This window comes from Mesorhizobium sp. M3A.F.Ca.ET.080.04.2.1, assembly GCF_003952525.1.
In the GTDB taxonomy this organism is placed as follows: Bacteria; Pseudomonadota; Alphaproteobacteria; order Rhizobiales; family Rhizobiaceae; genus Mesorhizobium.
In genome coordinates this window covers 55664-68251 of the sequence record NZ_CP034451.1, presented here as the reverse complement: position 1 = coordinate 68251, position 12588 = coordinate 55664, and the positions used below count along the sequence as shown (strand labels likewise).

Genomic DNA, 12588 nt, shown 5'->3' with positions numbered 1-12588 from the left:
GCTAGCCGGGCAGGGATGCTCGTTCGCAATTGCACCGGCCCGCCCGCTCCGCGGGCCGGGGATGTCTTCGAGAAGAAGACGAGAAAAGGACCGGTGAAAAGGCCGTGTCCGCAATCCCAAAGGAGCATCTCCATGGAACTGAAATTTGTCGATCCACGCTCGCTCAAGGACAATCCCGACAAGGCGCGCCGTTCCAAGTCCAGCCCGCAAGCCGACGCCCTGCTGCTGGCGACGATCAAGGCTGTCGGCATCGTGCAGCCGCCTGTCGTCGCCGCTGAGGCCGATGGCGGCAATGGCTTCGTCATCGACGAGGGCCACCGTCGCGTCAAGCAGGCGATCGCCGCCGGTCTGGACGAGATCGCCGTTCTGGTCGTTCCCCGGGCGGAGGATGGCGGCGCGATGCGTTCGCTGGTCACGACCATCGCGCACGAGCAGCTCAACCCCGTCGACCAGTGGCGCGCTATCGAGCGTCTCGTCGCGCTCGGCTGGACCGAGGAGGCGATCGGCATCGCACTCGCCCAGTCGGTGCGCCAGATCAAGAAGCTGAGGCTGCTCGCCAACGTGCTGCCGGCGATGCTGGACCATATGGCCAAGGGCGACATGCCCGACGAGCGCCAACTCCGCACGATCGCGGCCGCCTCGTTGGAGGAGCAGAAGGAGGTCTGGAAGGCGCACAAGCCCAGCAAGGGCGACCGCCAAGTCTCGTGGTGGGCCGTGGCCAACGGCCTTGCCAAGACCCGAATGTACGCGCGCGACGCCAGCTTCGGCGACGATCTGCGAGAGGCCTATGGCATTGCGTGGATCGAGGACCTTTTCGCGCCGGCCGACCAGGACAGCCGCTACACGACGGACGTCGACGCCTTCCTCGGTGCCCAGCAGGAGTGGATGACGCAGAACCTGCCCAAGAAGGGCGTCATCACCGAGACGAACACCTGGGGCGAGGTCAAGCTGCCGCCAAAGGCAAGCCAAGTTTACGGCACGCCCAAGAAGTCGGACCACACCGCGATGTATCTCGATCGCGAGGGCAAGGTGAAGACGGTCCACTTCCGCATGCCCGAAGCAAAGAAGAAGAGCAAGGACACCGAAGACCCCGGTGGCGCCGACGAGTCGATCGTCGTCTCCAAGCCGCGTCCCGACCTCACCCGCAAGGGGGTTGAGATGATCGGCGACCTGCGCACCGACGCCCTGCATGAAGCGCTGTCGCGTGCGCCCATCGAAGACGACACGCTGCTGGCGCTGCTCGTTATCGCGTTCGCCGGCCAGAACGTGCGCGTCGATTCCGGGGCCGGCGGCGATTTCCGCTTCGGCGGCCGCTTCGGTCGCCATGCTGCAGGCTTGTTCGATGCCGAAGGCAAGTTCGCCTTCGACACCGCCACGCTGCGCATCGCTGCCCGCGGCGTGCTGATCGATGTGCTCTCTTGCCGAGAGAACATCAGCAAGTCGGGCATTGTGGGAATTGTCGCCGGCTCTGCCATCGGCGCCGATGGCTTCCTCGCCAACATGGGTACCGAGGACTTCCTCTCCTGCCTGTCACGTCCCGCGCTCGAGGCCTCGTGCACCGATACTCCGGTGCTGCCGCGGGCGCGGGTCAGAGACACCCGGGCCGCTCTCGTCGAGCACTTCAAGGAGGGCCACTTCATCCATCCCGCGGCGCTGTTCGCGCCGAACGGCGCCGGCCTTGCCGAATGGCTGGCCAAGAGCGCCGTCACCGAGGTCGAGGATGACGATGGGCCTGACGCCGAGGGTGTCGCCGGCGATGACCAGGTAGCCAAAGGCAACGCGACGGTCGAGTCTAGCGAGGGGTATCGCGAGGCGGCCGAGTAGAACGTCGCTTCCATTCTTCCCACGTCTTGCCGCCGCCGGTCATCCCGGCGGCGGTTTCGTTTCAGCTTCACCCAAGGAGGACATCATGTCCGCGCACACCATCTTCGAACACGCTCCCATCGGCGCGATTATCGCCTGGTCTGACGGCACGCCGCGTCCGCCGGAACGGCATTCCAGGAAGCTCTCCGCCTGGAAGAACAACAACAGCCAGGGTCGCCTGATCAGCAAGGAGGGCGGACGCCACGCCGGCATGCTGGCCGGCACCGCGAGCTTCACCCTGCACGAGGCCGATTTCGGCGCCAGCGGCGTCATCGCCATCCGCGTCCACCGGACCTTCGCGCTCGGCTCCAGCCTGTGCTTCGCAATCATCGAGCGCCCGCCGGTCGGCGCTATGCGCGTCTTCGACCGACCCGGCGACCATGCCGAGCTCGTTCATCTCGCGCCGCACCGCGGCGCCGCCGAACAATGGCTCTCTGAGCATGGCTACCCCAATGCGGTGCTCTTATCCCGACTCTATGTTCCCGTCTCAGAATCAGCCATGGAGACGCTTCACCGACATTCCCGGTGGGTCTCGTCAGACGTCCGGGTCAAGCGTTCCCGCAGCGCAGCGAGGACAACGCTTGACGCGGCGGCGGCACGACAAGCTTGTTCATGGGGTGCAGGCAAAGTCCTGCACCCCTGCCACGTGGCGAACGGGAGAGCGCGAGGGGAACCCCTCGCATTCAAAGAGAAGATTCGCGCCGAAGGCGCACCGTTGTGGAGAACGTATGCCGCAGCTCTATTTCACCGATCTTGGCGCGCTGCGCCGCTCCGCTGTTGTCGATGGCGTCATACACGAGCTTTCAGAAGAGGTGGTTGATGTAGCGCAGCACTTCGGCCTCGTGGACGGGATGCCATTCATCCTCGGTTGTGACGGGAGTTACGATCACGATCTGAACCGGTTCTTCCGGGCCTGCCCGACGATGGGCGTTCGATCTTTGAACAGCCTTCGGGCCTATGCCCGCGACATTGTGGTCTGGTTGCGTTTCCTGGCTGAACGGCGCGATGGCAAGTCGATCTGGTCTGCCGATCGTGAAGACATAGCCGCGTTCCATCAGGCGCGCCGGTTATCGGCCCCACCACATCGCATCTCGGCCTCCTCGTGGAATCGCGGGGTCGCAGCGCTCGACAAGCTCTACCGATGGGCCGTCGAAGAGAGGCTGATCACCAAGGCTCCCTTTACATATCGCCAAGTGTGGGTGCGTACATCGGACGGAAGCAACATGGCTGTTGCTGCAAACATGGCACGAGAAGCGGCTGGTCGGCATCGCAATACACGGTTTGTTTCGCTAGACCGTTTCCTCCTGTTTCGTGACGTTGGGTTGCGCGGGCGGCTCCCCGATGGGAGGGAAGATCCGACATGGCGCGGGCGTAACGGTGAACGCAACTCCCTGTTTGCCGAGCTTCTGGTAACGACAGGGCTCAGATTGCAGGAGGGAGCGACCCTGCTGTCGCCAGAGTTGCCTTCATCCGTCTCCCAGCCTCCAAACCATCGCTCCATTCCGTTCCGGCTTGCTTCGGCCGCGGCCAAGGGGAACAAGGGCCGCGAGGTTCGTCTTCCCCTGCGTCTTGTAAAGCGGTTGCGGGATTACATCGAACTTGAGCGTGCGAACTCATTTGCCAGATGCAGGCAGCGCAGATCGTGGCGTAGAATCGATAATCCGCTAGTCGTCACAGGAGCGGACCGGAAGTCACTTCGGTTTGATAGCCCTGGTCCGCGTGGGGTCATCCGGGTTGATGAGGTCAAGCCTGACGAGCGGTTGCGACTGCTGCACGAAGGCTCGATGGAGCCGCTGGCTTTGTGGCTCACCGAGGGTGGAATGCCAATGCCCATAGAGACATGGGAGGCGGTGTTCCGACGCGCAAGCGAGCGCTGCCAAAGCTTCGGCATCGACATCGACGTAACGCCACACATGTTGCGTCATAGTTTTGCGGTCCACATGCTCACATTGCTTTTGCGCGAGCAGATCGGTTGGATGCTTGAAGAACGGGCGGGGCGATTGAGCCCTGCCTATCGTCGCATGATCGGCGATCCTCTCCTCAAACTACAGCGGCTGATGGGCCACAGCCGCATCGAGAGTACCTACATTTACCTGGATCATCTCGACGATACCCAAGAGCTGATCGATGCTGCCGTGGAGCAATGGGGACTCGATGTCAGTGCTGTCGAGCACGCAGCATGATCGGCGGAGGTCATCGAGCGACATTCCCCGACCTGCAAATGACTGGCAGCCTTGCTTTGTCGATCGACCAGGTTCAGCCGCTCAATCCGCTTCGTTTCGATGTCCGCGTTCAAGATGGCGGCACCTATCACATCGATTTTGCATCCTTGTCATCTCCCGACTTCGTCAGCGAAGTGGTTCCCTGGTTGCAGGAACTTCTCCGCCGCATGGGACCGTCACCGATATGGCGCACGGTGCAATCGAAAGTTCTCGATCTGCGCCGTTTTTGGGTATTTCTCGACGCCAGTGGCATCCAGCTCAGCGGTATCGATGACCTGAGCGTGAAGATCATAAATCGCTACGAAGGTTGGCTTGAGCAAGCGACGCCTAGCCAAGCGTCACTGCGGCGTATCATAAGCCCGCTGATCGCCATACTTCGCCTCGTCGCGGAATCCGACCCCGAGCGCCTTCCTCATGATGTCATGACGCGGATAGCATGGCTTGGCCGTGGGAAGTTCAATGCGAGCAGGCCACGCGATGCCTACAGTCCATTTGTTGCCACTGCGCTCCGTGCGGCGGCTCGGCGCCAGATTGCAGAAGCCAAACATCGGATCGTTGTCGGCGATGGACGGCCTGAGCGTCGACCTGACGTGGAAGTCCGCCCGGAACTTCACCCTTCTTACGATGCGATCGTGGACGTCATCATTCGGGACGGATGGATAAATTCTGGGGGGCAGATTTTCCGGCGTTTCAAATCACGCGCATACTATCAACGGTTGCCGAGTCTCGCTCTCGACTATCTCCATGGCGCATTCCACCTGACCACCGACGACTACTACGCGTTCATCGTCCTCGTGTCGTTGGAGACCGGGATAGAGATCGAATGCGTCAGGCACCTTGAAGCTGATTGCTTGCGCAATCCCTCGCGAGGATATGTCGAGATCGAGTACCTCAAACGACGGGCGCGGGGTTCGGAATGGAAACGGGTACGTGTCCGTGACGGAGGCAGTTCCACACCAGGAAGTCTCATCCGTCTGGCAATCTCACTGACCGAGCGTGCCAGAGGCCATCTTGGGACAACGCTCCTCTGGGCACGTTGGGATGGGCTCGGTCTTGCGACCACCGAGATCAGCCGGAACTATCTCGCCGCGTTCGTGCGACGCCATTCCCTTGTCGATGATGCCGGCAACCCCCTCCATCTCGAGCTTTCGAGGCTTCGCAAGACGCACAAGGCCGAACGGTATATCAAAACCCACGGCCAGCTCGACGACTTTGCGGTAGGTCACACGGTCGCCGTAGCCGCGCACCATTATGCCGATATCCCCGCGCTGCGGCATGTTCACGAACAGACCATCGCCGACGCCCTCAACGACGCGCTGGATTCCGCCCTAAATCCAACTATCCTTCCACCCGACGCCGAGCGGGCATGCTGTGATAGAGCCGAAGCTACCGAGCCACTGGGCTCGGCCGAGCAGAAGGCGCCATTTTTCAACGGCGATCAGGATCAGGATCTTTGGCTCGCCAGTTGCGGCGCGTTCTATTCCAGCCCTTTTGGATCGGACGGGCAGGCCTGCCCAACCCCATTCTGGGGCTGCCTCGAATGCAAGAACGCGGTCATAACGGTCCGCAAATTGCCGGCGCTGATCGCTTTCGCCAAATTCATGGTCGAGCAGCGTAGAATGATGGATGCCGGTAGTTGGCGAGGTCGGTTCGGCCGTGCGTATCATCGGATCACCCAGCAGATACTGCCGGCATTTCCAGATGAAGACATCCGCCAGGCAGAGGACAAGGCACTCTCGGCTGGAAACGGACTTCTCTACCTTCCGCCGGAGGCCTTCGCCTCATGAACGCAACGCTATCCCACAGCGAGCATCACGCGCATTCCAAGTTTCGCGCTGACGATGAGGTCGTCCTGTCTTCCATGCCGCTGCGCAAGGACGCTGAACCTGACAAGCTATCGCGATTTGCGGATGATTGTTGGGACATCCGTCCGGCAATTCTACAAAAACGCTTGGCCAATGTCGGCTCCGTCCTCGATTTCACGATCTTTGAATCTGGCGCTGAGCGTCTGATGGCAAAGGAGTATATGTTTGCATTGCTGAACGAACGGAACCCAGGTCAAAGATCGAGATTGCATCCCAACTCCGCCAGACCGGCATTGCGGTATCTTTCGCATTTCACCAGCTTCGCCCGCGAGCAACTCGGCGGCTTCGCAATTAAAGCTGTCGATCAGCAGTTACTTGATGCCTACCGGTCCTCCTTGGCCGCCGTTTCTTCCGGGCAATGGTCGCGATATCTGAGGCCCGTCGTGATGCTGCACAGGCTGGCCGCTTATCTGACCTGCGGCGGGTTGACGTTCGCCCCCTGGGGCGGAAGAACGCTCTATCAATTGTCAAACCGTCCTCTGCACCCGCGCGAGAACCTGACGCCGAGGATACCCGAGTCCGTTATTGGGGCACTTGTTCGATGGTCGATCAAATACATCGATGTTTTCGCGGCAGATATTTTTGCCGCTCGCGAGCAGATGGCTGCTCAGGAGGCTGCTCTCCCCAAAAAGCAAGGCGTTACCGACGTCGCTGAACGGCTTGCGAACTGGATAGACGAACGCCGGCGCCTCGGGCGCGGTGTGCCCATATGGCGAAAGCCTCTTCAGCGAAACGGCCTCGGCACTCGTTTGGCTAAGGAAGCAAATCTCAAAGATCAGATCATCAATGTTCAGATCATCGCTCTACAGAGTGGCGTTCTCGTCCGCGACATGTATCAGCATCGCGCCGCCATCGCCTATCCTTTGCTGTGTGCTGCAATCAACGAACTTGGAATCGAGCAAGGAGGCATCGACACAAAAATCTCGATCGATCCCGACACTGGAACGCCTTGGCGCAACCGGTTCGATCAGGACAGCCTCATCGTCGAGGAGAAGAACCTTCAAGCTGCGGCGTATATCATCTGCGCCTATTTCACGGGTATGCGCGACGGTGAGATCCAGGCCATGGAACCCGGCTGCCTGCGCAATTCGCTCAGTGCCGATGGGATGCTTCGCCGTCTGAGCGTTCGGAGCACCTTGTTCAAGGGCAGAGACGTTCGGGGTGAGCAGGCCGAATGGATAACTATCGAACCCGTCGACCGCGCGGTGGCCGTCGCGGAACGACTTGCCGATCTGCACAGACGCGGCCGGTATGAGGACGAGATCTGGTTCATGCTCGATCGACGCAGCAGCGCCCCGCACATGGGGATTCCTGACGTCGCGCATCGCCTGAATCAGTTCCGCGAGAATGTGACCTTGCTGGCAACAGATGGGGCTGACATTCCGTTGATCGACGGCGAACCTTGGCGTTTCACAACACGGCAGTTTCGCCGCACCCTGGCGTGGTTTATCGCCAATCGCCCTTTCGGGGTCGTGGCAGGCAAAATTCAGTACAAACATGCTTCCGTTGCAATGTTCGATGGGTATGCCGGCTCATCCGCCTCCGGGTTTCTTCAAGAGATCGAGCAGGAGCGGGCTCTTGGCCAGTTGGACGATGTCATCGAACAGTTCGAAGCTCATCGTCGTGGAGAAAGGGTTGCCGGTCCAGCCGCTTTGCGCCTCGATGCGGAGTTCAGTCGAGCGGATGCCCAGGTGAGCGCATTACCCGCCATGGTCGCCGACAAGGCGCGTCTGAGGGCAATGCTCGGGCATCTGGCTCGTACCCTCCATGTCGGCTATCTGAACGATTGTTTCTTTGAGCCTTCCACCGCGCTCTGTCTTTCCAACTCAGCCCTAGACGAGCGGACTGGCCCTAGACTTTCACAATGTGCGCCAGATCGTTGTCCTAACTCCTGCATCACGAGTCGCCACCTACCGATTTGGCAAGCATCGATCGCTGAGGCCGATGAACTATTGAAGGACAAGCGTCTGCCCATTCTCCAGCGCGAAGTCCTGCAACGGGACAATGAGCGGAAACGGAAGCTCATTGCGCCGCTCAGAACTGGCAGCCACACATGACGTCCCGCGTCAGCGCCAAGACAGAGCTTGCGCTGCGAGACGCGATGGACCGGCTTTTGAGCGGCGAGGCGGTCATGACCAAAAGACCGCTTACCGTGGTCAACCTCGCCATCGAAGCTGGTGTTAGCCGCGCCACTGCCAACCGCGCATTCAACCTGCTTGCTGAGTTCAGACAACGCGTCGAAGCTCTCGAAAGAGGGAAAGGGCGGAGGTTGGAGGGTGCCGATCCGGAGAGGGGAGAGGAGAGCAAAAATGCTCGAACTCTCGCCCAGCATGTCCAGGCTCGTGCGCTTCATCAGCGTTACCGCGACCGCATGGCGGCTGGCGCTGATGTTCTTTTCATTGATGAGAAACGGCGATCGCTCGACCCAAAAAGTCGGTGAGGCACTCTAGACAGTACAGATAATATCTCGAGGAGATCACGGCCGACGAGGTGGCCGCCGATGCCGTCGAGGGGAGGGCTGTGGCATGAGTCGGATCCTTCCTTCCACCTCTCAGTCAACCACACCCCCGGATTCGACCGAGATTTCATTTGGGCGCAGCGCCGACGGCATGCCGGTCGCGCTTGTCGGCGAGCATGCCTATGCCATGGCGCCTGCCCGCGACGGCCGGCACTATCTCGTCAGCGGCTGGCGCATCGCTCGGCCGATGGCGGAATGGACCTGCACGGATTTCTACGGCCATGCCGGTGAACTCGCCGATGAGGCGGCATTTCGAGCGAAGGTCATCGAACGGGCCGAACACAGTCGCGAAAAGCGCAGGCTCGGCCGCCGCGAGATCGGCGGCGGCGCCAATACGCCCTGGGGTGTGTCGCAGGGCGGAACCCTCTATGCCGAGGGCGTCACGGCCCATTCGACCGCTGGCCATGGCGGTTTCAAGCTGTCGGCCGAGCGGAACCGCAAGGTGCATCCGATGCTGCGTTCGGCGGGCGGATGGTACGAGGAGGACGCCGAGTGGGCGATCGTAGCCATCACCTTTCCGCATCTCTTCACGGCATTCGAGCGGCGCTGCGCCGAGAGAACCATCAAGGACTCCTGGCCCGATGTCTGGGAAGCGATCTTCGGCACCATTCTGGCTCCGGGCGAGTCTCGCGAGAAGGACCGCCGCACCTTCGAGGGGGAGCATGCAGCCGATTGGGTCGTGGTTTCGGCGATCACGTCGGAGCAGGAGAAGGGCTTTGTCGAGTGCATCGCCACACCGGGCGGCAGGCGCGGTGTCGGCACCGAAGAGCGCCGTTTCCTTGTCCCCGGTGACGAATACGAAATCGGCCGGTTCGGCTTCGTCATCGACCCCGACCATCATGCGGTCTATGCCGGACCTCCAGCTTCGTCGGCTGGCAGCGGAAGCGCGCGCCATGATCCTTCCGCTCGAGTTGCATCGGCAACTATCCCGCATGCAGGAGGCGCGTCGGCAGACCCAGCTTCAGTTGGACATGGTCGATCGGCAGATCACCCGGCGCATGACCGCGCTGATCCCCAGCCTTTTGCCTCACCGGACGCACTATCGTCGGGGCAAGGCACCCAACCCCGGTGCCTTCCTCGAGCGCTACCGTTCCGAGCTCGCAGCCCTGACCGCGGAGCGCCAGCCTGAGATCGACGCATTGTCGCGGAAGCTCGCGCGGCAGGATCAGGCGATCGCCAGATTCCTCGATCGGCACCGCGAGGCCGCCGCCTGAGCGAGCGGGTCTAGCGGCGTCGCTGTTCGCCCCGGGAGACAGAATGTGGTCAGCGGCAGCAATCAGGCAGGGCGACCATTGCGACGATCGTGGTCCTGGCGGCGACACATCAGCACCTAGTCCATGAATCGGCAGATGGTCATGAGCACCTGTTCCTCCGATTCCGTATCGGAATAGAGGCCCGTACCGGTCCGCCCTCGGTCTTGCTGCGGTCCTGAACCGGCGACCGTTCGCTTCAAGGCCGCGTTCCGCGCCGCGGGGCGGCCGGATCGAACCGGTCTCGGCATGGCAGGTCCGCGTCCCGCGCGAGGGCTGAAGAGAGCCCTGCTTGGCCGCAAACCTGCCATTCTCGTCTCGGTCCGCCCGGACCCTGAAGCGCCCGTCATTCCGCCGGTTCCTTTGGTCCGCGCCCGAGGGAGGCCCGGCACGGAGCCGGTCCGAGCTTCGGGATCCTGAAGAAAGGACATGTCATGACCAAGAGACCTGCCAATTTACGTTCCAGCGCCCGCGTCGTTCCGCTCCGCAAGGGCACCACGCTGCAAATGGTCCGGCTCGCCTGTCCCGATGCCGCACAGTGTTCCCTCATAGCCGAGAGTTTTGGCCTGCCGGTGCTCGACAGCGACGGTATCCGCGACCTGCACGAAAAGCTCATCGTCGAAACCGCCGCAGCGCTCGATGAAGGGCTTGGCGAACGCGCCATGCAGATCCACCTGCAGCGCATCGTCGGGGCATTCGTCGGCTCCGCCAACGGCGCGGGCCAGTTCTACAGCCGGGCGGTGAGCGAGGCGCGCGACGCAACGGCCAAGTCCGCCTGCGACGATCGGGACGAAGATGTCGATGGACCCGTCGGCTTCGACAGTGCTGCCCAGCGCAAGCGAGAATTCGCCGCGGACATGGCGCTCCAGTCCCACGCCTTGCGGATGGCCGCCGAGGGCGCGGTCGCCGCCTACGAGCAGGTCGTCGGCGAGGCCTGGAAGCCTTTCGAGCGCGCGACCGAGAATCCGGGTAAGGCGGTCGATCGCAAGGCGGCCGAGTTGCAAATGGCAGCGCTCGGATAGCCGTCGAGGGCGGGGCTCCGGCCTCGCCCTTATCAGGCGTGTGCGACAGCGAGATCGATTTCAATCGGCTGCTTTGCGCCCCAAGGCGGTCGTTCAAGGCGTACACTGTCTCTCCGGTCGTCTCGACACCGCTCATCGGGGCAGCAATCGTTGTGTAGCAATGTCTTGCTCAGGTAGCGCCTTCACACTGTTGCGCTGCGCCGAAAACCGGCTAAGAGGTCTCATCTATTGCTCCTGCGAAACGGAGTTACTGCATGCCGGAAGAGATTGAGAACGTCCGAAGCCAGTTGATCGAGCTCACTGCGGACATTGTGTCTGCCTACGTCAGCAAAAACCCAGTGCCGGTTGCGTCTCTTCCAGAGTTGATTGAAAGCGTGAATTCGTCGCTGTCGAAAATCGGACAACCGACCGAGCCTGAGAAGCCAGCCCACGCGCCCGCAGTCAATCCGAAGCGGTCGGTGTTCCCGGACTACATCATCTGCCTCGAGGACGGGAAGAAGTTCAAATCGTTGAAGCGACATCTCGATGTCCACTACGGGCTGAGCCCCGACGAATACCGTGCCAAGTGGGGATTGAAATCGGACTACCCGATGGTGGCGCCAGAGTACGCGGCCCAACGCTCGACGTTGGCGAAGGCCGCCGGGCTCGGGCGGAAGCCTGCAGCAAAGCCGGCGAAGAACGGGGGGAAGAAGCGCTCGACCCGGTGACTGCGGATCCTTGCCCGTTCTGCACGAGTTCAGACGTGAGGCCGGGTGTGACCGAGCAGAGGCGAGTTGTGGTGCTATGCGATGACTGCGGAGCGTCCGGCCCGGTTTGCATCAACGAATTGAACGCCGTTAGAAGCTGGAATCGCCGTCGCGCCAAACCCGACCAGGAGTGGGACTGAGGAAATATCCAGCCTCATCTTCGCCAAGGTCACAGAATACCCGACCGCCGGGGCGCCGATAGGAGTGTTTTGTGATGATCCGAATTCTTGTCGCGGCCGGCGCCCTTGCGCTGGCCGGTTTTGTTGCCGCTCCGGCAAACGCGCAAGAGACGTTCCACGGCTACAATTGCACGGATGACTGCTCGGGACACGAGGCCGGCTACGATTGGGCGGCAAGGAATGACATCACCGACGAGCGGGATTGCGACGGAGATAGCCGATCTTTCAACGAGGGTTGCCAGGCGTACGTTGAAGAACAATCGGATGATGCAAATCGGAACAGCCAATCCGACGATGACAACGACAATGAGGACAGTGACGAATAGGAACTCTTGCCTGGGGCGTCGCTACTCATCGCGCCAGATCACCCGCTTCTCCCAACGGATCTGCACCAGGCGCCGGAAGCGGATCGTGTGGGCCTGCTCTCCGGTCGGGTGGAATAGCTGCGCGCTCATCCACTCCGGCTCTTGCATTGTTGACAGCGGACCTTGTCCCGCACCTCGTCGATCGTGACGTTGCCGATCACCTCCCGCAGCTCGAGCGGCTTGTAGTAGCGCGTGACGTTGCAGCGGGCGCAGCGGATGCCCGCCACTTGCCCGGCGTCATGGGCATGCGTCAGGGTCCACGCGGCACCTCTCGGCCACTTTTCCGGTTGCTCGGGCATGCATTCGAATTGAGAACATATTCCTGTCCGGTCAAGGGGCGGCTTGACTCTTCTGTTCCCATTTTGTTCACTGTTGCCCATGAGCGACGAAAACTGCCTAAGCCCGACTACGCTACGCCGGCCGGCGTGCAGCACCACGTTTGCGAGCACGACGGCTGCAGCAAAGATGCCGGTTGGGGTTTCGCCAAGCCAAAACAGGCGCCGCACTGGTTCTGTTTCGAGCACCGGGGCGAAGGTGAGACATTCCTGTAGGAGCATG

Annotated in this window: 11 protein-coding genes and 1 pseudogene; 10 read left to right on the top strand and 2 right to left on the bottom strand. The window is 61.6% G+C overall.

What is annotated here, in order from left to right:
• Positions 1-132 precede the first annotated feature (132 nt).
• The 6 genes and pseudogenes from EJ074_RS00345 (at position 133) to EJ074_RS00320 (ending at position 8390) form a co-directional block, all read left to right on the top strand.
• Positions 133-1824, top strand: coding sequence for a ParB N-terminal domain-containing protein (locus tag EJ074_RS00345; RefSeq protein WP_129552516.1), 1692 nt, complete (start codon positions 133-135; stop codon positions 1822-1824).
• Positions 1825-1909: 85 nt separating this feature from the next.
• A pseudogene (locus EJ074_RS00340) lies at positions 1910-2326 on the top strand (hypothetical protein); the annotation flags it as partial.
• A gap of 265 nt (positions 2327-2591) precedes the next feature.
• A complete protein-coding gene (locus EJ074_RS00335; RefSeq protein ID WP_129552515.1) occupies positions 2592-4046 on the top strand; it encodes a site-specific integrase in 1455 nt (484 codons plus the stop codon).
• Positions 4043-5872 (top strand): hypothetical protein, encoded by a 1830-nt coding sequence (locus tag EJ074_RS00330; protein WP_129552514.1) that lies wholly within the window; start codon positions 4043-4045, stop codon positions 5870-5872. The genes EJ074_RS00335 and EJ074_RS00330 overlap by 4 nt, the downstream gene beginning before the upstream one ends.
• A complete protein-coding gene (locus EJ074_RS00325; RefSeq protein WP_129552513.1) occupies positions 5869-8007 on the top strand; it encodes a hypothetical protein in 2139 nt (712 codons plus the stop codon). The genes EJ074_RS00330 and EJ074_RS00325 overlap by 4 nt, the downstream gene beginning before the upstream one ends.
• A complete protein-coding gene (locus EJ074_RS00320) occupies positions 8004-8390 on the top strand; it encodes a hypothetical protein (RefSeq protein ID WP_129552512.1) in 387 nt (128 codons plus the stop codon). The genes EJ074_RS00325 and EJ074_RS00320 overlap by 4 nt, the downstream gene beginning before the upstream one ends.
• A 145-nt stretch (positions 8391-8535) precedes the next feature.
• Here the strand turns inward: EJ074_RS00320 and EJ074_RS30010 are convergent, their stop codons facing one another.
• Positions 8536-9363, bottom strand: coding sequence for a hypothetical protein (locus EJ074_RS30010; protein ID WP_245454764.1), 828 nt, complete (start codon positions 9361-9363; stop codon positions 8536-8538).
• Between EJ074_RS30010 and EJ074_RS30005 the strand changes: the two genes are divergently transcribed.
• From EJ074_RS30005 to EJ074_RS00290, 4 genes are all read left to right on the top strand, one after another.
• Entirely contained in the window at positions 9362-9682 is a 321-nt protein-coding gene (locus EJ074_RS30005) for a hypothetical protein (RefSeq protein ID WP_129552511.1), read from the top strand. The genes EJ074_RS30010 and EJ074_RS30005 overlap by 2 nt on opposite strands.
• Before the next feature lie 470 nt (positions 9683-10152).
• Positions 10153-10740 (top strand): hypothetical protein, encoded by a 588-nt coding sequence (locus tag EJ074_RS00305; RefSeq protein WP_129552510.1) that lies wholly within the window; start codon positions 10153-10155, stop codon positions 10738-10740.
• Positions 10741-10994: 254 nt separating this feature from the next.
• Positions 10995-11447, top strand: coding sequence for a MucR family transcriptional regulator (locus tag EJ074_RS00300; protein WP_129552509.1), 453 nt, complete (start codon positions 10995-10997; stop codon positions 11445-11447).
• A gap of 253 nt (positions 11448-11700) precedes the next feature.
• Positions 11701-11991 carry a hypothetical protein gene (locus EJ074_RS00290; protein WP_129552507.1) on the top strand — a complete coding sequence of 97 codons (291 nt, stop codon included), beginning with the start codon at positions 11701-11703 and terminating at the stop codon, positions 11989-11991.
• A 125-nt stretch (positions 11992-12116) separates the two neighbouring features.
• Here EJ074_RS00290 and EJ074_RS29475 read toward each other — a convergent pair whose 3' ends face one another.
• Positions 12117-12587 carry a hypothetical protein gene (locus tag EJ074_RS29475; protein WP_165349800.1) on the bottom strand — a complete coding sequence of 157 codons (471 nt, stop codon included), beginning with the start codon at positions 12585-12587 and terminating at the stop codon, positions 12117-12119.
• Position 12588: the final 1 nt, after the last annotated feature.

Coding starts and splice junctions, on each gene's coding strand:
- EJ074_RS00300 (WP_129552509.1), top strand. CDS start 10,995: ATGCCGGAAGAGATTGAGAACGTCCGAAGCCAGTTGATCGAGCTCACT.
- EJ074_RS00330 (WP_129552514.1), top strand. CDS start 4,043: ATGATCGGCGGAGGTCATCGAGCGACATTCCCCGACCTGCAAATGACT.
- EJ074_RS00320 (WP_129552512.1), top strand. CDS start 8,004: ATGACGTCCCGCGTCAGCGCCAAGACAGAGCTTGCGCTGCGAGACGCG.
- EJ074_RS00305 (WP_129552510.1), top strand. CDS start 10,153: ATGACCAAGAGACCTGCCAATTTACGTTCCAGCGCCCGCGTCGTTCCG.
- EJ074_RS00325 (WP_129552513.1), top strand. CDS start 5,869: ATGAACGCAACGCTATCCCACAGCGAGCATCACGCGCATTCCAAGTTT.
- EJ074_RS30010 (WP_245454764.1), bottom strand. CDS start 9,363: ATGGCGCGCGCTTCCGCTGCCAGCCGACGAAGCTGGAGGTCCGGCATA.
- EJ074_RS00335 (WP_129552515.1), top strand. CDS start 2,592: ATGCCGCAGCTCTATTTCACCGATCTTGGCGCGCTGCGCCGCTCCGCT.
- EJ074_RS30005 (WP_129552511.1), top strand. CDS start 9,362: ATGATCCTTCCGCTCGAGTTGCATCGGCAACTATCCCGCATGCAGGAG.
- EJ074_RS29475 (WP_165349800.1), bottom strand. CDS start 12,587: ATGCTCCTACAGGAATGTCTCACCTTCGCCCCGGTGCTCGAAACAGAA.
- EJ074_RS00345 (WP_129552516.1), top strand. CDS start 133: ATGGAACTGAAATTTGTCGATCCACGCTCGCTCAAGGACAATCCCGAC.
- EJ074_RS00290 (WP_129552507.1), top strand. CDS start 11,701: ATGATCCGAATTCTTGTCGCGGCCGGCGCCCTTGCGCTGGCCGGTTTT.